This window comes from Blautia sp. HCP3S3_C4, from assembly GCF_052064095.1.
GTDB lineage: Bacteria > Bacillota > Clostridia > Lachnospirales > Lachnospiraceae > Blautia_A.
This window is the reverse complement of record NZ_JBQHWF010000010.1, coordinates 22,846-42,366: the sequence shown is the minus strand read 5'-3', so window position 1 is coordinate 42,366 and position 19,521 is coordinate 22,846. Positions and strand designations below refer to the sequence as shown.

General features: G+C 42.4%; 24 protein-coding genes. 1 reads left to right on the top strand and 23 read right to left on the bottom strand.

Annotated elements, in window-relative coordinates:
* Positions 1-63 precede the first annotated feature (63 nt).
* From dtd to ACTNC6_RS10220, 10 genes are all read right to left on the bottom strand, one after another.
* Complete coding sequence (gene dtd / locus ACTNC6_RS10265) at positions 64-510, bottom strand: D-aminoacyl-tRNA deacylase (protein WP_173743944.1); 447 nt, start codon at positions 508-510, stop codon at positions 64-66.
* 50 nt (positions 511-560) lie between these two features.
* Positions 561-2,012 carry an AI-2E family transporter gene (locus tag ACTNC6_RS10260; protein ID WP_441034714.1) on the bottom strand — a complete coding sequence of 484 codons (1,452 nt, stop codon included), beginning with the start codon at positions 2,010-2,012 and terminating at the stop codon, positions 561-563.
* A gap of 130 nt (positions 2,013-2,142) precedes the next feature.
* The gene (locus ACTNC6_RS10255) at positions 2,143-2,775 is read right to left on the bottom strand and encodes an AAA family ATPase (protein ID WP_433844356.1); all 633 of its coding nucleotides are present in this window, start codon (positions 2,773-2,775) and stop codon (positions 2,143-2,145) included.
* A gap of 70 nt (positions 2,776-2,845) precedes the next feature.
* Entirely contained in the window at positions 2,846-3,760 is a 915-nt protein-coding gene (locus ACTNC6_RS10250; protein ID WP_441034712.1) for an RluA family pseudouridine synthase, read from the bottom strand.
* An 8-nt stretch (positions 3,761-3,768) separates the two neighbouring features.
* Positions 3,769-4,290, bottom strand: coding sequence for a signal peptidase II (gene lspA, locus ACTNC6_RS10245; RefSeq protein ID WP_441044014.1), 522 nt, complete (start codon positions 4,288-4,290; stop codon positions 3,769-3,771).
* The gene (gene aroB, locus ACTNC6_RS10240) at positions 4,287-5,378 is read right to left on the bottom strand and encodes a 3-dehydroquinate synthase (protein WP_441034708.1); all 1,092 of its coding nucleotides are present in this window, start codon (positions 5,376-5,378) and stop codon (positions 4,287-4,289) included. Before aroB ends, lspA begins: the two co-directional genes overlap by 4 nt.
* Before the next feature lie 19 nt (positions 5,379-5,397).
* Complete coding sequence (locus tag ACTNC6_RS10235) at positions 5,398-6,150, bottom strand: RNA-binding protein (RefSeq protein WP_433844352.1); 753 nt, start codon at positions 6,148-6,150, stop codon at positions 5,398-5,400.
* A gap of 6 nt (positions 6,151-6,156) precedes the next feature.
* Entirely contained in the window at positions 6,157-6,819 is a 663-nt protein-coding gene (locus ACTNC6_RS10230; RefSeq protein WP_186993886.1) for a cell division protein SepF, read from the bottom strand.
* Between the two features lie 18 nt (positions 6,820-6,837).
* Entirely contained in the window at positions 6,838-7,539 is a 702-nt protein-coding gene (locus ACTNC6_RS10225) for a YggS family pyridoxal phosphate-dependent enzyme (RefSeq protein ID WP_441034704.1), read from the bottom strand.
* A 34-nt stretch (positions 7,540-7,573) separates the two neighbouring features.
* Complete coding sequence (locus tag ACTNC6_RS10220) at positions 7,574-9,055, bottom strand: HlyD family efflux transporter periplasmic adaptor subunit (protein ID WP_441044013.1); 1,482 nt, start codon at positions 9,053-9,055, stop codon at positions 7,574-7,576.
* A 306-nt stretch (positions 9,056-9,361) separates the two neighbouring features.
* Here ACTNC6_RS10220 and lexA point away from each other — a divergent pair, with 306 nt between their 5' ends.
* Positions 9,362-9,982: a transcriptional repressor LexA gene (gene lexA / locus ACTNC6_RS10215; protein WP_019161694.1), complete on the top strand. Its 621-nt coding sequence runs from the start codon at positions 9,362-9,364 to the stop codon at positions 9,980-9,982.
* Positions 9,983-10,048: 66 nt separating this feature from the next.
* Here the strand turns inward: lexA and rsfS are convergent, their stop codons facing one another.
* The 13 genes from rsfS to ACTNC6_RS10150 all read right to left on the bottom strand — a co-directional run bounded on the left by rsfS (position 10,049) and on the right by ACTNC6_RS10150 (position 19,520).
* Positions 10,049-10,408, bottom strand: a complete 360-nt coding sequence (rsfS, locus tag ACTNC6_RS10210; protein WP_173743934.1) for a ribosome silencing factor — start codon at positions 10,406-10,408, stop codon at positions 10,049-10,051.
* Positions 10,408-11,019: a bis(5'-nucleosyl)-tetraphosphatase (symmetrical) YqeK gene (gene yqeK / locus ACTNC6_RS10205; RefSeq protein ID WP_173743933.1), complete on the bottom strand. Its 612-nt coding sequence runs from the start codon at positions 11,017-11,019 to the stop codon at positions 10,408-10,410. Before yqeK ends, rsfS begins: the two co-directional genes overlap by 1 nt.
* A gap of 7 nt (positions 11,020-11,026) precedes the next feature.
* The gene (gene nadD / locus ACTNC6_RS10200; protein ID WP_441044012.1) at positions 11,027-11,662 is read right to left on the bottom strand and encodes a nicotinate-nucleotide adenylyltransferase; all 636 of its coding nucleotides are present in this window, start codon (positions 11,660-11,662) and stop codon (positions 11,027-11,029) included.
* Positions 11,663-11,677: 15 nt separating this feature from the next.
* Positions 11,678-11,974: a ribosome assembly RNA-binding protein YhbY gene (gene yhbY, locus ACTNC6_RS10195; protein ID WP_026076968.1), complete on the bottom strand. Its 297-nt coding sequence runs from the start codon at positions 11,972-11,974 to the stop codon at positions 11,678-11,680.
* 29 nt (positions 11,975-12,003) lie between these two features.
* Positions 12,004-13,299: a GTPase ObgE gene (obgE, locus tag ACTNC6_RS10190; protein WP_019161699.1), complete on the bottom strand. Its 1,296-nt coding sequence runs from the start codon at positions 13,297-13,299 to the stop codon at positions 12,004-12,006.
* A gap of 75 nt (positions 13,300-13,374) precedes the next feature.
* On the bottom strand, positions 13,375-13,662 hold the full coding sequence (gene rpmA, locus ACTNC6_RS10185) for a 50S ribosomal protein L27 (RefSeq protein ID WP_008703124.1): 288 nt from the start codon (positions 13,660-13,662) through the stop codon (positions 13,375-13,377).
* A 4-nt stretch (positions 13,663-13,666) separates the two neighbouring features.
* Entirely contained in the window at positions 13,667-13,987 is a 321-nt protein-coding gene (locus tag ACTNC6_RS10180; RefSeq protein WP_441044011.1) for a ribosomal-processing cysteine protease Prp, read from the bottom strand.
* A gap of 12 nt (positions 13,988-13,999) precedes the next feature.
* Positions 14,000-14,305, bottom strand: coding sequence for a 50S ribosomal protein L21 (rplU, locus tag ACTNC6_RS10175; protein WP_019161701.1), 306 nt, complete (start codon positions 14,303-14,305; stop codon positions 14,000-14,002).
* A 207-nt stretch (positions 14,306-14,512) separates the two neighbouring features.
* Positions 14,513-15,721 carry a ribonuclease E/G gene (locus ACTNC6_RS10170; protein ID WP_441044010.1) on the bottom strand — a complete coding sequence of 403 codons (1,209 nt, stop codon included), beginning with the start codon at positions 15,719-15,721 and terminating at the stop codon, positions 14,513-14,515.
* Entirely contained in the window at positions 15,714-16,421 is a 708-nt protein-coding gene (locus ACTNC6_RS10165) for a TIGR03936 family radical SAM-associated protein (protein ID WP_173743931.1), read from the bottom strand. Before ACTNC6_RS10165 ends, ACTNC6_RS10170 begins: the two co-directional genes overlap by 8 nt.
* Complete coding sequence (locus tag ACTNC6_RS10160) at positions 16,405-18,276, bottom strand: TIGR03960 family B12-binding radical SAM protein (RefSeq protein ID WP_441044009.1); 1,872 nt, start codon at positions 18,274-18,276, stop codon at positions 16,405-16,407. The genes ACTNC6_RS10165 and ACTNC6_RS10160 overlap by 17 nt, the downstream gene beginning before the upstream one ends.
* A gap of 196 nt (positions 18,277-18,472) precedes the next feature.
* Positions 18,473-19,111, bottom strand: coding sequence for a 4'-phosphopantetheinyl transferase family protein (locus tag ACTNC6_RS10155; protein ID WP_441044008.1), 639 nt, complete (start codon positions 19,109-19,111; stop codon positions 18,473-18,475).
* Position 19,112: 1 nt separating this feature from the next.
* Positions 19,113-19,520, bottom strand: coding sequence for an ATP-binding protein (locus ACTNC6_RS10150; RefSeq protein WP_441044007.1), 408 nt, complete (start codon positions 19,518-19,520; stop codon positions 19,113-19,115).
* Position 19,521: the final 1 nt, after the last annotated feature.

Genomic DNA, 19,521 nt, shown 5'->3' with positions numbered 1-19,521 from the left:
TTAGTATAAAGCCCCCATTATATTCTATACAAAAAGATGCCAAAATTGATTATTGTTACCTTATCAGAGAAGTGATTCATCCAGGATAATGGTAAAGGGGCCATCGTTCTCAAGAGATATTTTCATATCTGCACCAAAAATACCATGTTCTACCACAGGAACCTGTTTTGCAGCTTCGTTCAGCATATATTCATACAGTTCATTGGCCATATCCGGAGCACCGGCATCTGTAAAGCCCGGTCTGTTACCGTGTCTGCAATTAGCATACAGGGTAAATTGGGATACCATCAAAAGCTCTCCGTTAACATCCTTCAGGGACAGATTGGTCTTTCCATTCTGATCCTCGAAGATTCGAAGTCCCAGCATTTTTTTCAAATATTTGTCAGCAATTTCTCTGGTGTCATTCTGACCGACCCCTACAAAAACCAGGAAGCCCTTTCCAATTTTGCCTACAATTTCTCCATCTACGCATACCTGCGCATAGTTTACCCTCTGTATCAGTAATTTCATTTTTGATTTCCCCTCATATCTTTTATAATATCTTTCTTATATATCAGTAACTATTTTTCTGATGTATTTTTATTATTTTTTATCTTATCTTTTATTTGCAGAAATAATTTCTTTATATAAAGCCACAGGGAGTTTACAAGTTTTTTGATATACTCCCAGATAATACACACGATTCTGCATAAAGGATTCCAGATTTTCATAAAGAAATTATTTTTCTGGGCCTCCAGCTTTTCCGGTGAAATGTGGTGCCTCTCCTGTTTTTTCAGGGGGATCGCTTCGCCGGTTTCCGTGTTCAGGCAATCGATATCTACATAGGATTCCTCCTCAAGAGGCATTTTTTTATCGCCAAGGGAATGACTGATCAATCTCCATATCATTGCATAAAGCACTGCAAATACCGGTACTCCTGCGATCATACCCGGAACTCCGAACAGTCCTCCGCCTATGAGAATGGCTACAATGACCATGAAGCTGGACAGACCGGTGGTTTCGCCCAGGATTTTTGGACCAAGGATATTTCCGTCAAACTGCTGAAGAAGCAGAATGAAAATTGCAAAGTAGATACCCTTCAGGGGATCAACCACTAAAATCAGAAGAATACAGGGGATTGCCCCAATGTATGGTCCAAAAAAAGGAATCACATTAGTCACACCAATGACCACACTGATCAGAATGGGATAAGGCATATCCAATAAAAGCATTCCAATATAGCATAAGATACCGATGATGGCGGAATCCACCAGTTTACCATAGAGAAAACCGCCAAAGGTTTTGTCTGTGAAGCGCATGGCATGGATCAGTGTGTTTGCCCATTTGGAAGGCAAAATGGCATATACAAACATTTTGCTCTTAGCAATAAACTTCTCCTTGTCTGCAAGCACATAGAGAGCCACAATGGCACCGATGAGAAAGTTTTTCATGAAGATCAGTACATCAAAGATTCCATCAGAAACATTTTTCAGCATATTCTGCATCTGTGGAAGAATATTGGTGGTGAGATACTCCTGCAATTTGGCAGAATACTGATTCATCATATCGATGGTTTCAGAATTCAGCTTCCATCCATGCTGTACAAAAGAATTCAGCCATTTCTCAATGACCTTTACATAATAAGGAAAGCTGTAAATAATATTCATGGAGCTTCGGATCAGCTGTGGAAGCACCATCATGATCAAAGTATAGATAAGGATCCAGAAGGCAAGCATGGAAACCAGAACACATGCCCAGCGGACAGCTTTCCTGCCTTTTTTCTGTAAATGGATCTCTCTTTTATCAAGCAGTGGATAAATAAGCTTTTTCTCCATTAAATTAATCAGGGGGCTCAGAACATAGGCAAGGATCACACCATATACAATAGGTGCCATGATTCCCAGAAATGTTTTGATTCCGGTGATCAGCGTTTTCATATGGAAAATCCCATAATAAAACAGCATACTGGCGGCAATTACCATAAAAGCGGTTACACCCCAGTGCAGATATTTGTTATCCCAACGAAATTTCATATTGTCCTCCTTTATAAACTGTTACGATTATAACATTTATTTTAATAAAAGTCTCTGCATTTAATAGAATTTTAATAAAAATACAGGACAAAAAAATCCTCTGCATTAGCAGAGGACTTTTTAACAGTTATTATTTTGTGGAATCAAAAATTTGTACAGTCTGGATAATGGTTTTTGCTGCTCCGTCGATCCCCAGCTTACTGCTGTCTACACACAGATTATAGCTGGATGCAGCGCTCCACTTTTTATTAGTATAATAATTATAATAGCTGGAACGGCTCTTATCGGTTTTGTTGATCATGTCCTTGGCTTCTTTGGCTGTTTTATTGTGTTTCTGAGATAAACGGCTGATTCGCCAGTCAATATCTGCATGTACAAATACACTGAAACAATCCTTATATTCAGCCAGAGCATAATCTGCACATCGTCCCACCATTACGCAAGGACCCTCGGAAGCCAGTTTCTTGATGGCATCAAACTGGGCCAGGAAAACCTTATGATTCATTGGCATATCTGTAAAGCCTGCTGAGGAATAACCAAAGGAATATGTATCCATTACAAGAGAATACAGAAAGCTGTTGGTTGGTTTTTCATCATGATTTTCAAAAAGCTCCTTGCAGATTCCGCTCTCATTGGCTGCATGTTCAAGAAGCTCCTTATCATAGCATTTAATTCCGAAATATTTGGCAACTTCCTGACCAATCTGTCTTCCGCCGCTTCCATATTCACGACCGATTGTGATAATTGAACTTGTACTATTCATAATACTACACTCCCTTCTGTCACCTAGCTTATTGTAAATATATTATACATTATATTGTTGAAAAAGCAAACTATTTTCGCAATTTTTCCAAAAGCTTCTCAAAATATTCTGGTAAAGGTGCTGTAAACTCCATATATTCTCCTGTAGATGGATGCACAAATCCCAAAATCATGGCATGAAGAGTCTGACCCTGAAGATGGTAAGGATTCTTGCCTGAGCCATATACTTCATCGCCAAGCAGGGGATGCCCTATACTTGTCATGTGGACACGGATCTGATGGGTGCGCCCTGTTTCCAGACGGCATTCCACATAGGTGGCATTGGGAAAACGCTCCAGTACCCTGTAATGAGTGACTGCCTCTTTTCCGTTTTTGTAATTGATCGCCATTTTTTTTCGGTCAACCGGATGACGTCCGATAGGACCCTCAATGGTTCCCTCATTTTCTTTGATCACACCTGCTACAATTGCGCGGTAGCGACGTTTGATAGAGTGCTCCTTCAACTGTAGGGCAAGATCTCTGTGGGCATTATCATTTTTGCAGACCAGAAGTGCTCCTGTGGTATCCTTATCGATCCTATGGACGATTCCCGGACGCAGGACACCATTGATACCGGACAGATTCTCCTTACAGTGTGCCATGATGGCGTTTACCAGTGTCCCTGTAGTATGCCCTGCACTGGGGTGCACTACCATTCCCTTTGGCTTGTTAACTACAAGAACATCCTCATCTTCATAAAGGATATCCAGAGGAATGTCCTCCGGAAGAATGTCAGGCTCTGTCATATCCGGCACTTCCACAGTGATCACATCTCCTGCCTGTACCTTATAGTTTGCCTTGACAAAAGTTCCCTGAACTGTAACCTTTTGTTCTTTCAGAAGCTTTTGAATGTAAGAACGGGAAAGGTCTTCGTTTGAATCGGAAAGATACCGGTCAATCCGGATACCGGACTGACCGTCTGAAACTACATAATTAAGAATTTTCATTTCTGCTCCTAATTTTTTCTATTCAGAAAGCGAAAATCGTTTTCATCTTTATATTTGAAACATACGCAAAAAACCAAAAATATGCCGCTGCATACCACATAAATATCTGCCACATTAAATACAGGAAAATCAATCAGTGAAAAGTAAATAAAATCGATCACATAACCGCGGAATACTCTGTCGATCAGATTTCCAACAGCACCTGCCGCCAGAACAAGGGCTGTACAGATGAGAGGAAGATAATACCGTGTTTTGGGGATTTTAATATAAATATACAAAAATACACAGAAAAACAGAAGACATAAAGCTATCAGCAGAGGAATCTTTCCCTGAAGCATTCCAAAGGCCATTCCTCTGTTTTCCAGATATTTCAGCTGTAAAACACCTGGGATCAGAATGATATCCGGATTTCCCTTTAACTGTGACAGTGCCAGAAACTTTGTTACCTGATCCATCAGGATAAGAAGCAGAGTCAGGACCATACCTGTCCAGGCAGGAAAAGGGAGATTTGAAGTTCCTTCCCTTTTCATGACAGAATCTCCCGGATGGCGCTTAAAAGTTCCATATCCGTCACGGTTTTGTCAATAAAACTTTTGCCGATTCCATCCATCAGGATAAATTTAATATGTCCGGCTTCCATTTTTTTGTCCTTCTTTGTGGCTGCCAGAATCTCCTCGGCTTTCAGAGAATCTACAGCAAGGGGCAAATGAAAGGCTTCACATCCATTACGGATTTCATTATATTCTTCCTGAGTCAGAAGTCCTCTCTGCATGGAAAGATATGCAGCTGCGACCAGACCGAGCCCTACACACTGACCATGGAGCAGCTGGAAATTCTTTAATTTCTCCACAGCATGTCCAACTGTGTGTCCAAGATTCAGAAGAGCTCTCTCACCCTGCTCTTTGGGATCACGTTCTACCACTCCTGCTTTGATCTCACAGCATCTGCGGATCATTTGGGACAGAAGGGTATAATCCAACTCCTGGATTGTTTTTTGATTTGAACAGATAAATCGGAAAAATTCTCCGTCACAGATAAGACCGGTTTTCAGGATTTCACCCATTCCACAGGCAAATTCTTTTTGGGGAAGTGTATTTAAAGCAGACAGATTCATATAGACAAGACGGGGCTGATGAAAAGCTCCAACCATATTTTTATACTGCTGGAAATCCACACCGGTTTTTCCTCCCACACTGCTGTCAACCTGGGAAAGAAGGGTGGTTGGAACCTGGATAAAATCAATTCCTCTCAGATAGGTGGCTGCACCAAAGCCGGTCAGATCACCTACCACACCGCCTCCTAAAGCAACCAGGAGTCCCTTGCGGTCCATTTCATGTTCAATAAGAGAACGGTACAGTTCCTGTACTGTGTCCAGATTCTTATTTTTTTCCCCTGCTTCAAAGACAAAGGAAAATATCTGGGAAGAAACCTCCTGCAGAGAATCCATTACAGACTTCAGATACAAAGGCTCTACGTGACTGTCAGTGACAACACAAATTTTATGTCCGGACAGTCCTTCTTCCCTTACAGCTTGTGCCAGTCCGGAAAAATCTTTTTCAAAATAGATTGGATAATGAAAATCTCCCTCACGTTTTACAAGTAATTTCTGTTCTGCCATTTCAATACCCTCCTGTCATTTAAATATATAAACTTAACTGTATACTGCTCCGTCCTTTTCTGGTCTGATGGGACGTGCCATCATAGATAAAACGTCCCTTCCCTCTGACTGAGATAATATCTCCCTCTCTGGGTTCATAACCATTGGAGGTAATCAGCTTTCCATTTACAAAAACCTGTCCCCCTTCAATATAAGACACCATACTGCTTCTGGATGCTTTAAAAGCCAGTGCAATGAGAGAATCCAGACGGACAGAGGCACAGGTGCCATGAATAGTTTCCATTTTAGGTGCAGGAAGTTCCGCCTGCTTATCTACAACAGTGATCAGAATATTGGTATGACGGACACGGCACAGATTTTTAAGAAAAAAATCCGTCATTTTTTTATTACAGAAAAACCAGGCAGCCTTTTCCTGAACCAGGATATCCCCAATCATGGCTCTGTCCACGCCCAGATTCAGCAGGGCACCCAGATAATCTCTGTGGGTCAGTTCTTCTGAAAATTTCAGGGATTTTGGTTCAATCTTCAGGCAGTCTATAGGATATTCCCAGGTAAAAGCAAGAGCATCAGGATGAAAAGCCACCATCTGACGCTCCGCATTCGCATAGCCGCCGGAGGATTCCACAATGATCTGCGGAAATTGCTGCCGGAGACTATTAACCATATTCTGTTCATTCAGATTAAGAAAATCCGAAAAAGTCACAATATCTCTCTGGTAAGAAAGATCAGCCAGTTCACGGATCCTCTTTAAAAAGAAGTCATTCTTCTCCATGGGAGATCAATAGCCTGCGCGCACAGAAGGTGCAGCTCCTCCCAGTATATTTTGGAGATCACCGGTGATGTCTACATTATAAGGCCCAAGTACAAAAATGTAGCTGGATACTTTCTGAAGGCTTCCGCCCAGAGAATAACAGGCCCCTGATGTGAAATCAATGATTCTCTGTGCCAGTTCCACATCGATTCCTTCCAGATTTAAAATTACAGTAGAGTTGTCTACCAGTGTATCTGCGATTTCACGGGTATCCTCCATAGAAGACGGTTTGATCACGCACACCTCCATATTTGGTCCCTGGGAAGCTTTACGGCTGCTTCTCATAGGAGTGATCTTGGAAGATGCTGCCGGACGTGTCTGGCGTTCTGCACGTTCCTGTCTGGCCGGAGCTTTCGCTGCAGCGGAAGCTGTTGGCTGTTTAAGGGAAGATGTCTGTTTGGATTCTGATTTCAGTGGCTTCTCATCGAAATCATCAAAGTCTTCGTCCTCAGAGGAATCCTTCTTTTTAGTGAATTTATCAAAGAATTTCTTCTTTGGTTTGTCCTCAAAATCATCATCCAGGAAATCCTCGTCATCCTCTCCTTCTAACAGATCATCGTCCAGAAATCCATCGTCATCATAATCATCATTTAATTTGATGGCATCTAAAAATTTATCTAAAACGCCCATTTTAATCTCCAATCTTCTTTATTCTTCTTTTATTGAGTAATCTCTTTCACCAAAGATACCTGTTCCCACACGCACCATTGTTGATCCTTCCTCAGCAGCGATCTGATAGTCATTGGTCATTCCCATGCTCAGAACACTCATAGTAATATTATTAATGTTTTTTTCCCTGATGTCAACACTTAATTTCCTTAATTTGCGAAAAACTTCTCTGTTTTCCTCGGGATCTGAGACAAAAGGAGCAATCGTCATAAGTCCCATTACCTTCAGGTGGGGGTAAGAAGCAATTTCTTCTATAAAAGGAAGGACTTCAGAGGTTTTCAGGCCAAATTTGCTATCCTCTTCCGCTACATTCACTTCGATGAGTACCGGCATACAGAGATCTTTTTTTGCAGCTTCCTGCTCAATGGTCTGAGCCAGACGCACAGAATCCACGGAATGGATCATTGCAACCTTATCAATAATATATTTTACTTTATTGCGCTGCAGATGACCGATCATGTGCCACTGGATATCTGAGGGCAGTCTGTCATATTTATCCATGATCTCCTGTACCTTATTTTCTCCAAACACACGGGCACCTGCATCATAAGCCTCTTGAAGCATTTCCACAGGCTTTGTTTTACTTACTGCTACAAGGGTTACCTCTTTGGGGTCACGTCCTGCTTTCAGGCAGGCCTGTTCTATATTTTTCTGCACAGTTGCCAAATTATCTGCTAACATTTTACTGCCTCCTCTTATTTTTAAGTTAATGGCTTTAATACAAAATATCTTCTTCTTTTACTTTATCTGCGTTTTTTACGATATGATCATATCTATAGAGACCATAGGTGGTATTTCTGGAAACAATAGCGTATTCCTCATTCTGGTCAAGTACCTCAATACGGCGGAAAACAGCATAGCCTTTATTAATGCAGTACACACCTTCCAGAGTATCTGTTTCTCCTATGATATAGCGTTCACCTGTTTCCTGATTTACAATGGCATCACCTTCTTTGAAAGCGCTTTTGTCTACATAATAGGTATAGGTGGTTTCCGAGAATTCCTTTGTCTGATCTGTGACCGGATCCTCAATTTTTGCATAAATACTTACATCCTTAAAGACAGAAGCATTTTTTCCTGATTTTGTCTTCTCTTCCATTATAAAACCTGTATTGCCGGTTTTGGGATCAGTAGCTGCCATCTTGTCCGGGATCACATAGAAGTCCTTGGTCACAATGGAGGAAAGGGGAATCTTTAATCCTACCACTGTATTGGTTACAAGCTCAATATCCAGAAAACGGTCAGATGCATAACGGATCAGTCCCTTGCTGAAATCAATCTGTCCGTATTTGCCGCCATCAATGGTAATAATAGAAAAATCACCGGTCTGAGTCATATCATCCTTCAGAAACTTTACACGGATGGCAGACCGATCCTTTAATTTCTCTGCCTGTTTGTCACTTAAGGGGATTAAAAGACTCCAGCGTTCATCAGTAATGATTGTGTAAATATCATCTCCTGACTTAACAGAATCTGAAGTTTTTAAATCTGTTTCATGGTAGGAATTCTGGTCAAAGTCCTCTGCAGTGACAGTATCTACAGTTTTGCCCTCATAATTATCCACAGAGTACAGGATGATCCCGTCAGATTCTGCCTTGTTTATAGATTCATCTCCTACATAGCTGGTGACCTGTTCCGCAGTGTCTGCGGTGTTATCGGATGAATCCTGGTCTGTATCCCTTTCATCAGAGGTCAGAGGTGCTGTAGAAGCTGCGCTTTCTGCATACTGAAGGATATTTCCCTTCAGATCATATTTGAAACTGTAGGTATTGTTAAATTTACTGGAATTAAAGCTTTTGGAAAAGCTCATCATATCATTTCTTATACTGGAAAGCTCATCCTGGGAAAGCTGGGAGGTGGAGGAAGCGGATTTCGTGCTGCTGATTCCGTATACAGCTCCGTTTGCATTGATCTTACTCCCCTCTCTGGCATAATAGGTGATATATCCGGATGAGGAAGCCTTGCAGACAGATTCTTCCCTCACTGCAAGACCGGTATAGGTTTCATTTCTTGATAAGGGGCCGGAGGTTACCTGGTAGGATTCTATATGGGGAGTAGTCAGATACAGAATTCCACTGAAAGCCATATATACAAACAGTACTCCAAACATAATGGTTCCGATATTCAGGCCAAATATTTTGCTGAATCTGGCAAGGATTCCCGGCGCTTTTTTTTGTTTTTTATGATTATCAGGCAAAGGGCTGCCTCCTTTAAAAAATTCATTCCAAAATATTGTAACATCATATCTATATAAAAACAAGAGTAGAACGTATGTTGCTGTTCACACACCACTATCCCGCGAGGCGTTTTGGCATGAATATGCCAAAATCCCGAGACATGCAAGCCAAAATTCCATTGCCGTAGGCAATCAGGAATGAATTTTGGCTACGTTACTGTGAACGAAGAGAACAGTAACGAACGTATTTTCCGAATATCCGTTTGCGTTTAAGTACAGGATGTGTTATAATTATAAATTATAAAAGATTCGGGAGGTACAACCGTTATGGCATATGGCAGAATTACACAGAAACAGCAGGAGATTCTTGATTATATCAAAAATGAAATCCTGAACAGAGGCTTTCCTCCGGCAGTACGTGAAATCTGTGAGGCAGTAGGCCTTAAGTCAACCTCCTCCGTGCATTCACATCTGGAAGCTCTGGAGAAAAACGGATACATCCGCAGAGATGCTACCAAACCCCGTGCTATAGAGATCATTGATGACAATTTCAATCTGGTACGTCGTGAGGTGGTAAATGTACCGATCGTGGGTACTGTGGCTGCCGGACAGCCTCTTCTTGCGGTGGAGAATATTGAGGGATATTTTCCTGTTCCTGCAGAGTTTATGCCAAATGAGCAGAGCTTCATGCTGAAGGTAAAAGGCGAAAGTATGATAAATGCCGGAATATTTGACGGAGACCAGGTTCTCGTCCGCAAGCAGTCTACTGCAGAAAGCGGGGATATTGTGGTGGCACTGATGGAGGACGGAGCTACAGTGAAGACTTTTTACAAGGAAAAAGGCTACTATCGTCTTCAGCCGGAGAATGATACTATGGATCCTATCCTGATCCATGAGGGACTGGAGATTCTGGGCAAGGTGTTTGGAGTGTTCAGACTTTACAAATAAGGTTATTTTATTTATGAAAAAAGGAGATATACAGCCACAGAGTTCTGTGGGTATATCTCCTGCTTTTTATTTCTCCAGAAATTGGCTGATATCCAGTTCCTTTCCATCTCTCCAGATTCTTTCCAGATCGTAGAAAAGACGGTTTTCTTCGTCAAATACATGAACGATCATATCGCCGTAATCCATAAGTACCCAGCTGGAATTGCGGGTTCCCTCAATCTGTTTTGCCTCAAATCCGGCTCTGCCCAGAGTCTCATCTACATTATCTACCATTGCCTGTACCTGATTCTGGTTGGAAGCGCTGGCAATTACAAAATAATCTGCGATCACAGATACTTCATGGATATCAATCACCTTAATATCCTTCCCCTTTTTCTCGTCAAGAGCGCGGCAGGCAAGCTTTGCCATTTCCAGTTCTCTGCTCATCAGTTGATCTCCTTTTCTGTCTGGGAAGCTCTCTTTATATGCAAATCTTTATAATACAAGAAGGCTTCCTTGGTTGTAGTGTCAACATCCTTGGGATTCTCCTCCAGGTAGGCAAGAGAATCCTTCAGGATTTCATACATGCATTCATCCAGATCCTGAAAAGCCAGTTTACGGACAAAGTCCAGATTTGGCGCCTTGTCACGTTTAGGCTCAATATAATCTGCAATATATACAATTTTTTCCAGCAAGGTCATATCCGGTTTTCCTGTGGTATGCCAAGTGATAGAAGAAAGGATCTCCTGGTCAGTCACCCCGTACTTTGCTTTTGCCACATAGGCTCCCAGCTTTGCATGGAGCAGAAAGGGGTGGGTCTGTTCGAATTCAGTTACCGGAATCTTGTGCTGGCTGCACATTTTTAATTTCTTTTTATTTGGAATGCATTTTGCGCAATCATGAAGAAGGCCTGCAGTCTGTGCCTGGGTCAGATCACAGCCGTGTACCATAGCCAGTGCTGCGCAGGTGTACATTACTCCCATGGTGTGGGCGTAACGGTCTTCATCCAGATATTTGGCAAGCTTCTTCTCCATTTTTATAAAGTCGTATTCTGCCATTGGAAAATCATCCTTTCTCTTTGACCGGACTGTAAATATGATTTTCTTCAATATAAGAAATCACCTGATCCGCCACATAATATCGAATGCTTTTTTTCTCTTTGATCCAGTCGCGGATAGTTTCGCTGGAGATATCAATATTCATAGTATCCAGTCTTAGAAATGTCCCCTTATATTTAAGGGAAAGACGTTCCATTTCTCTGTCCAGCTCCGCAACTGAGGTATGGTTTCTGACAGCTACTACCAGGATACAGTTCTGACAGATCCTGTCAGGCTTCATCCAGGAGTCAAAATCATAGAGAGAATCAGCTCCGATAATGAAATAATAATCTGTATCCGGATTCAGCTTTTTCATCATCTCCAGGGTATGATAGGTATAAGTATAACCATTTTCATGCATTTCTGTCAGGGAAAGCTCAAAATGCGGATTCCCACAGATTGCCTTCCTGACCATTTCCACACGCTGATCATCTGTGGCCCTTCCCTGTCGGTTCCTTTTGTGGGGCGGGTTTCCGCTGGGCATAAAAAGAACCTTGTCCAGATGGAGTTGTTCATAGGCTTTTTCCCCAAGGATCAGATGACCCAGATGTATGGGATCAAAGGTGCCGCCCATAATTCCTACTCTTTTTCTGCTGTCAGACATAAAATTCTCCATTTATTATTTCTTTGGCAATACAATTTTCTTTTTGTCGTCTTTTCCTTCACGGTACAGTACGATTTTTCTGCCAATCACCTGTACCACCTGAGAACGGGTACGCTCTGCAAGAGTCTCAGCCATCTGTCTGGAATCTTCCAGGCAATTCTGAAGAACATTGATCTTGATCAGCTCTCTCGCTGCAAGTGCTTCATCTACAGAAGCAGTGTTCTCAGGAGTAAGTCCTCCCTTGCCAAGCTGAAGGATTGGGTCCATAGTCATTGCCAGACCCTTTAAATATGCTCTTTGCTTACTTGTTATCATATTTTAATGTCCTCTGTTTGAAAAACTTATTTATAATAGTCAAAGTCAAATCCGTACATACGGACGGTATCTCCCTCCTGGATGCCTGCCTTTTCAAGTTCGTCCAGAATACCGCCTTCCTTAAGAAAACGCTGGAAGAAAGCAAAGCCTTTTTCGGAATCCAGATTTGTATAACCAAGCATCTTTTCGATCTTTGGTCCTTCTACAATAAAGATGGTAGGATCCTCGGCATCCTGCTCCACTGTATAAGGAAGGTTCTCGGACATAAGCATATCTTCCGGGAAAAATTCCTGTTCAAATACGATAGGTTCCTGCTTACAGTTATCCAGCAGTTCTTTTACATGGAAGAGGAGCTCACGTACACCCTGACCGCTGACAGCGGAAATGGCATATACCTGAATACCCTTTGGTTCAAATTCTTTTTTCAGCTTATCAATGGGGCTTTCTTCCCCATCTTCTGTAAAAATACAGTCGATTTTGTTCGCTGCGATCACCTGGGGTCTGGAAGCAATTTCAGGATTATAGGCTTCCAGCTCTTTATTGATCTTGTAAATATCGTCAATAGGATCACGTCCCTCTGTGGAAGCTGCATCTACAATATGGATGATTACCCGGGTACGCTCAATATGGCGCAGGAATTCATGGCCAAGCCCTACACCCTCAGATGCACCCTCGATCAGTCCGGGAATATCTGCGATGACAAAGCCACCGTTTTCTGTATCTACTACACCCAGATTCGGACTCAGGGTGGTGAAATGATAATTGGCAATTTTAGGCTGAGCATTGGTGACTCTGGAAAGAAAGGTGGATTTTCCTACATTTGGAAATCCTACCAGTCCAACATCAGCAATTACCTTCAGTTCCAGAAGGACCTCTAACTCCTGGGCCGGCTGTCCGGGCTGTGCATACTTTGGAACCTGCATGGTCGCTGTGGCATAGTGCTGGTTTCCTTTGCCGCCTCTGCCGCCCTTTAATACGATCTGCCTTTTATTTTCACCGGACATATCTGCAATTACCTTACCGGATGCAGCGTCCATGATCACAGTTCCTTCCGGAACCTTTAATACCACATCTGCTCCGTCGGCACCGTGGCAGCGCTTTTTGCCGCCTTCTTCACCGTCCTGAGCTTTATATTTTCTTTTGTGTCGGTAGTCGCCAAGGGTGTTCTGGCCTTCGTCTACCTCAAATATGACATCTCCGCCACGGCCGCCGTCACCGCCGTCAGGTCCGCCATTGGGAACATATAATTCTCTGCGGAAACTTACATGGCCGTCGCCGCCTTTACCGGAGCGGATAAAAATTTTCGCTCTGTCTGCAAACATTTGACACACCTCATCTTTTAAATTTAAAGAAAGGCTTCAAACCCTGACAGATTTGAAGCCTCTCGCCTAACCAGATTATTCTGCTTCTACTGGAACGATAGAAACCTGTTTCTTATCGCGTCCTTTTCTGGTAAATCTTACAACGCCGTCTTTGAGTGCGAATAAAGTATAATCTTTACCGCATCCTACGTTTTCACCAGCATGGATCTTAGTTCCGCGCTGTCTGTAAAGAATATTTCCAGCTTTTACAAACTGTCCGTCTGCTCTCTTCGCACCTAATCTCTTAGATTCGGAGTCACGACCGTTCTTTGTAGAACCAACTCCCTTTTTATGTGCGAATAACTGAAGGTTCATTTTCATCATGTTGTTACACCTCCTTGACTTTTACTGTCAAATATCGATTGTTATAACTATGCTCAATTTCTGTTAATCCGAGGATAAGGGAATCCATGAGAAGTTTACCCTTCTCCGTAACCGGAGCTGTAAATCGAATAGAAACATAACCATCATTCTCTTTGGCTTCAAACTTATCGTCTGTAAAAGCCTCCAGGGAATTCACTGTGTTGATGATCAGCACAGATACAGCGGCACAGACAATATCCTGTCCTTCCTCTGCATATCCTGCATGTCCCTTTGATATCAGTTCCAGATAAGTACCTTTTCTCTTCTTAACTGTAATTGTAATCATAATGACACCAGATTAACCGTTAATCTTTTCGATTTTTACTTTAGTGTACTGCTGTCTGTGACCGTTTTTCTTGTGATATCCAGTTTTTCTCTTGTACTTGTAAACGATAACTTTCTTTGCTTTACCATTCTCAACTACAGTAGCGGTAACACTGGCACCTTTAACATCCTCACCTGCTTTGAATCCGTCATTGCTTACTGCAATAACATTATCAAAAGTAACGGTTTCACCAGCTTCAACACCGAGTTTCTCAACTCTGATTACGTCGCCTTCAGCAACTTTGTACTGTTTACCACCTGTTGCAATAATTGCGTACATCTGTGGCACCTCCTATAATCTTTACTCGCCAGATATGGTGGCCTTATGGCACTTAAACCTCTCTGTGCGGCATCTCGTTAATAATATCGAACAAAAAATGATTTGTCAATATGTTTTTTCCTTTTTTTAATATTTCTTTTTTATATTTTTTGCAAAAAATAGATTTACATAATCATATTATTGCAAACCAGAAACAAAGACTTCTGCTTATCGTAATTCCCTGAGCTCTTCTATTACAGGTTTGCGCACCTTTTTTCTGGTCATTTCCAGAATATGCAGAGGTGTGATATCCACAGCCTTTGCTTTTACAGGATCCCGCCGCAGATGCTTCTGCAGAACATGGAACAGTTCATCCTGATGATCCGGATTTTCCATATTAATAAAATCAATCAGTATAAGGCCGGACAGATTGCGAAGCTGCAGCTGTCTGGCAATTTCACCTGCTGCCTCCAGATTAATCTTACGGTAAGTCTCCTGCATTTTCTTTCTGCCAGTGAATTTTCCGCTGTTTACATCAATAGATACAAAAGCCTCAGTCTGTTGTATTACCAGGAATCCCCCGCTTTTCAGCCAGACCTTTTCGTGTCTGATCTCTTCCAAAGCAGTCTCCAGACGATGAAGCTTATATAAAGGAAGCAGTTTATCCTCATAAAGACGGATTTTGGTTGTTTCTTCCGGGCTGTTTTCCTTCAGATAACCGGAAATTTCCTGAAAAATCTCCGGTACATCTGTCAGAATCTCTTCCAGGCTTCGGCTGTTAATGTCCCTGACTGCAGAAATATAAATGGGTTCTGTTTTATAAATACAGCTAAAGCAGGTACGGGATTTTCCGGCTACAGCTACTTTTCGGTACAGTGATTTAAGATATTCCAGCTCCCGCAGAAGCTCTTCCTTGGATGCATCTGCTGCATTGGTACGCACGATAAGACCATATTCCTTATCCGGACGGTGAATCTCTTCTTCCATCCATTTGCTGAGTCTGCTTCGGTCATCATTGGAAAGCTTATTGGAAAGTCCAAATTTCTTATCTCCTGTGGTGAGAACCAGATATTTTCCTGTAAAATTCAGATTGGTAGTCACAGCAGGAAGCTTTCCCTTCATAGCTTCTCTGTTGATCTGAACCAGAATTTCATCTCCCGGTTTTATAGGCCTGTTTTCCTTTTTGACAGAGGCATAGATGGCATCCTGAACATCAGACAGCTGCAGATAACAGCGTTCCCCTGCAGAAATCTGAACAAAAGCAGCTCCGATGTTGGCCGCAATATTTTCTACCTGTCCTACATAAATGTTTCCCAGGGCAGATTTATGATCTATGGGTTCAAAGCGAAGCTCCATGATCCTGCCATCCTCTTCCCGGGCACATACATAACAGGGAACCTGGCAGATTTCCATTTTCGTAATAATAAGCTTATTCAACTTCTTCTCCTAATGATTCCAGAGTAACGAATTTGTGGTTATCCTCTGTACCCTTATCTGCATATACTTCCAGACGTTTAATAGTGTAGGCAAAGTCCGGAAGCTCTGCACCGAGCCATGCGAAAAAGGTATCAGTTACAAGTTCCGGCTTTGTATAATTGGCACTTGCAGAAGCAAGCATCATAAAGATCTTGTCTCCCTGAAGTTCCATTTTATAAATAAAGGGACGGATATCTATTTCCTTTTCACTGCGTTTGGTTTTTTTCATAACCTTGATCTCCGGCTGTGCCAGGAAATCATTAATCTTATCCTTCCAGGAAATCTCCGGTTCTTTGCCCGGACGGAATTCTACATAATAATCGGCAGCAGCTACCAGAGACATGGCCTTACCTGCTTTGCCATCTTCTACCTGACGGGTACTGATCACACGGACACCTTCCACCATCACGGCGTCCAGACGTCTGGTAATCTCTGAAGTAGGAACAGTTTCTGCCAGCTCCAGATCGAAGTACTCTCCCAGACTCTCAGTACCAACACCCAGAGGTGCTGCAAAGGACATGATCATGTGAGGACTGAAACCTCCGGAAAAAGCAACAGGAAGATTCGCCCTGCGGATGGCTTTCTGGAAATAACGCATGGTATCCAGATGTCCCACAAATTTAACAGGACCCTCTTTGCTGAATTTAATTCTTACCTTCATAACATACACCTCCGCCATAACGCATAGCACCACAGCCGGAACATTTCTGACGGCAGTTTGGTGTTACAGTTTCTTTCTTTGCCTGTTCCCATTCATGGATCAGGAATTTTTTGGTCACTCCCGCATCAATGAAATCCCATGGAAGGATCTCCTCTGTAGAACGTTCCCGGAGTGTATAGAAATCAATGTCTGTATTGGTTTCTGCAAAAGCTTCTTTCCATATATGATAATCAAAGCTTTCTGACCAGGCATCATAGATTGCACCCTTCTCATAAGCTTTCAGGATCACCTGTGCACAGCGGCGGTCACCTCTTGCAAGGAAGCCCTCCAGGATCGTAACATCCGGCTCATGCCAGCTGTAGCGGATACTTCTCTGGTTTACCTGTGCGCGGATTTCGTTTTTTACGACCTTTGCTTTCTCTACGAAATCTTCCTCTCTGTACATGCCTGCCCACTGGAATGGAGTGAATGGCTTTGGTACAAAAAATGAAGTACTTACATTTACCTGTACCTTACCTTTCCTCTGTTCTTTTGGAACTTCCTCATAATAGGTTTCAGCGATCTTTTGGGCAAGATGGGCGATTCCCTTCATATCTTCCTCTGTTTCTGTAGGAAGGCCAAGCATAAAATAAAGCTTTACCTGGTTCCATCCGCCCTTAAATGCTTCTCCTGCACCGTGAAGAATCACTTCCTCTGTCAGACCTTTGTTGATAACATTACGCAGACGCTGGGAGCCTGCTTCCGGTGCGAAGGTAAGGCTGCTCTTCTTTACATCCTGTACCTTGCTCATAACATCCAGGGCAAAAGCATCGATACGCAGGGATGGCAGAGAGATATTGACAGCATTGCCATGAAATTCTTCGATCAGGAAGTTTACCAGTTCCTTCAGCTCAGAGTAATCACTGGAGCTTAGAGAACTTAAGGAAATCTCCTCATGTCCTGTATTCTGAAGCATTTCTCTGGCACTTGCCTTTAAATCCTCTACATTACGCTCTCTAGTAGGGCGATAAATCATACCTGCCTGGCAGAAACGGCAACCGCGGATACAGCCACGCTGAATCTCCAGGGTAACACGGTCCTGGGTTGCTTTGATAAAAGGTACAACAGGAGCTTTGATTGCGCGGTAATCCTTAGTGACATCGGTGATCAGCTGCTTACAGACTTTTTCAGGTACGCCTTCCTTTGCCGGTGTAAAGGAAGCAATGGTGCCATCCTCTTTGTAGGTTACATTGTATAAAGAGGGAACATAGATTCCGGGAATCTGGGAAGCTGCAAACAGGAAGTCTGCTCTGGAGCCGCCTGCTGTCTTGTTTGCCTTATAGGCATCAAACAGAGCATCATAGACAGTCTCACCCTCACCAATATAAAACATATCAAAAAATTCTGCGATGGGTTCCGGATTATATGCACAGGCACCGCCGCCGATAACGATAGGGTCATCTTCCTTACGATCCTTTGCCAGAAGTGAAACACGACTCAAATCCAGTACCTGAAGTACATTGGTATAACACATCTCATATCCAAGAGTAATACCAAGGAAATCAAACTCCTTTACAGGCTCCTGGGATTCCAGGGCAAAGAGAGGAATATGTTCCTCACGCATAATCTTATCCAGATCCATCCACGGAGAAAAGACACGCTCACACCAGACATCTTCACGCTCATTAAACATGTTGTAGAGGATCATCATGCCCAGATTAGACATACCGATCTCATAAACATCCGGGAAGCACATGGCAAAGCGGATATCTACGTCATTCTTATCTTTCATTACAGAGTTGACTTCACCACCGATGTAACGGGCAGCCTTGTCAACCTTCATTAAAATTTCATCACTTAATGCTAATTTTCTCATTGCGTTCCTTTCGAAATAAAGTACATATCCAAAAAAACAGGAATACCAGGTGTCTGGATATGCAAGACCAGACTTAGACACCATAGTATTCCTATTATATACACATTCAAGAGAAAAGTTCAAGAAGATTCTGATTACCGTTATCCCTTTCATATACGTAATCATCGGAAGCCGGCAATTAGATGATAACTCCCTTCTACAGAAGAATCTCATGAAAATCCATCGGATCGAAAGTAAAAGGTAATTCTCTGCTGACGGAAAAAATATGACTGTCAAACTCTGCAGTTTTGAAAAAGCATCCTTTTTCCACAGATTTTCCCAGGATAAATTCTTCTCCTTGGGGAACAACCTCAAAGGAATCCAGGGAAAGGCTCATTCCCCGTCCTGTCATCTTCATATAGCTTTCCTTTAAAGTCCAGAGGGTAAAAAAAGCCCTGCTTTTATCAGCTGCAGATCTTATATATTCAAGCTCCGACAAATAGAAGTAGCGCTCTGCAACCTCAAGGGGAGCATTCCCATTCTTCTCAATATCGCATCCGACCTCACAGTCTGAGGCCACTCCCACAATATAATCCCCTCCATGGGAAATATTAAAAAAAACATTATCCGCAACAGGCTTTCCATTTTCTGAATACTTCAGACAGTCTTCACAAAGACCGTTCTCGTTGAGGATCTTTCGGATAATGATCCCTGCACCCAGACTTCTCTTTCTGTCCTCAGGCATCAGATACCGGAGGACTTTTTGCCTGCGGCTGTCGTCTACCAGCTGCAGGAGCCTTTTATCCTCCAGAGGATCTTTAAAATGATTAATATTGATTCTGTATAATTTTAGCATATCAGTGATCTGTAAATTCCATCCTGAGATTGTTTTTTCCGTCAGTATTGCTGTAGCTGATGGCAGAACACAGCTCCTTTACAAGCATGATCCCCATCCCGCCTTCATCGAAATCATTAAAATCTTTTTCCGGCCTGCTTTCAAGGGGATTAAAAAGCCTTCCGTTATCTGTGAAAATAACAGTTATCTTATCTGCATTTCTGCTGCAGAAAAACCGGGCATGATCTGCGCCGGAATAGCTGACAATATTCACAAAGATCTCCTCGCAGGCAAGATAAATTTTCTTATTGATTTCCTGGTTACTTTTGCAGGCTATCTGAAAAATACATTCTTTTATTTTTTTAAGTTCCGCTAAATTACAGGATAGTTCCAGATATTGTTCCTGTTGTGTGGCAGCAGGTATCCCCATA

Excerpts from the sequence above, each read along its gene's own strand:
- ACTNC6_RS10165 (WP_173743931.1), bottom strand. The coding sequence starts at position 16,421 with ATGAAGGTAAGAATTAAATTCAGCAAAGAGGGTCCTGTTAAATTTGTG.
- aroB (WP_441034708.1), bottom strand. The coding sequence starts at position 5,378 with ATGGCAGAACAGAAATTACTTGTAAAACGTGAGGGAGATTTTCATTAT.
- obgE (WP_019161699.1), bottom strand. The coding sequence starts at position 13,299 with ATGTTTGCAGACAGAGCGAAAATTTTTATCCGCTCCGGTAAAGGCGGC.
- rplU (WP_019161701.1), bottom strand. The coding sequence starts at position 14,305 with ATGTACGCAATTATTGCAACAGGTGGTAAACAGTACAAAGTTGCTGAA.
- yqeK (WP_173743933.1), bottom strand. The coding sequence starts at position 11,019 with ATGGCAGAATACGACTTTATAAAAATGGAGAAGAAGCTTGCCAAATAT.
- ACTNC6_RS10255 (WP_433844356.1), bottom strand. The coding sequence starts at position 2,775 with ATGAATAGTACAAGTTCAATTATCACAATCGGTCGTGAATATGGAAGC.
- ACTNC6_RS10150 (WP_441044007.1), bottom strand. The coding sequence starts at position 19,520 with ATGGGGATACCTGCTGCCACACAACAGGAACAATATCTGGAACTATCC.
- nadD (WP_441044012.1), bottom strand. The coding sequence starts at position 11,662 with ATGTCTGACAGCAGAAAAAGAGTAGGAATTATGGGCGGCACCTTTGAT.
- lexA (WP_019161694.1), top strand. The coding sequence starts at position 9,362 with ATGGCATATGGCAGAATTACACAGAAACAGCAGGAGATTCTTGATTAT.
- lspA (WP_441044014.1), bottom strand. The coding sequence starts at position 4,290 with ATGAAAAGGGAAGGAACTTCAAATCTCCCTTTTCCTGCCTGGACAGGT.
- ACTNC6_RS10235 (WP_433844352.1), bottom strand. The coding sequence starts at position 6,150 with ATGGAGAAGAATGACTTCTTTTTAAAGAGGATCCGTGAACTGGCTGAT.
- ACTNC6_RS10250 (WP_441034712.1), bottom strand. The coding sequence starts at position 3,760 with ATGAAAATTCTTAATTATGTAGTTTCAGACGGTCAGTCCGGTATCCGG.
- rsfS (WP_173743934.1), bottom strand. The coding sequence starts at position 10,408 with ATGAGCAGAGAACTGGAAATGGCAAAGCTTGCCTGCCGCGCTCTTGAC.
- dtd (WP_173743944.1), bottom strand. The coding sequence starts at position 510 with ATGAAATTACTGATACAGAGGGTAAACTATGCGCAGGTATGCGTAGAT.
- ACTNC6_RS10180 (WP_441044011.1), bottom strand. The coding sequence starts at position 13,987 with ATGATTACAATTACAGTTAAGAAGAGAAAAGGTACTTATCTGGAACTG.
- ACTNC6_RS10230 (WP_186993886.1), bottom strand. The coding sequence starts at position 6,819 with ATGGGCGTTTTAGATAAATTTTTAGATGCCATCAAATTAAATGATGAT.
- rpmA (WP_008703124.1), bottom strand. The coding sequence starts at position 13,662 with ATGATGAAAATGAACCTTCAGTTATTCGCACATAAAAAGGGAGTTGGT.
- ACTNC6_RS10160 (WP_441044009.1), bottom strand. The coding sequence starts at position 18,276 with ATGAGAAAATTAGCATTAAGTGATGAAATTTTAATGAAGGTTGACAAG.
- ACTNC6_RS10225 (WP_441034704.1), bottom strand. The coding sequence starts at position 7,539 with ATGTTAGCAGATAATTTGGCAACTGTGCAGAAAAATATAGAACAGGCC.
- ACTNC6_RS10155 (WP_441044008.1), bottom strand. The coding sequence starts at position 19,111 with ATGCTAAAATTATACAGAATCAATATTAATCATTTTAAAGATCCTCTG.
- ACTNC6_RS10260 (WP_441034714.1), bottom strand. The coding sequence starts at position 2,012 with ATGAAATTTCGTTGGGATAACAAATATCTGCACTGGGGTGTAACCGCT.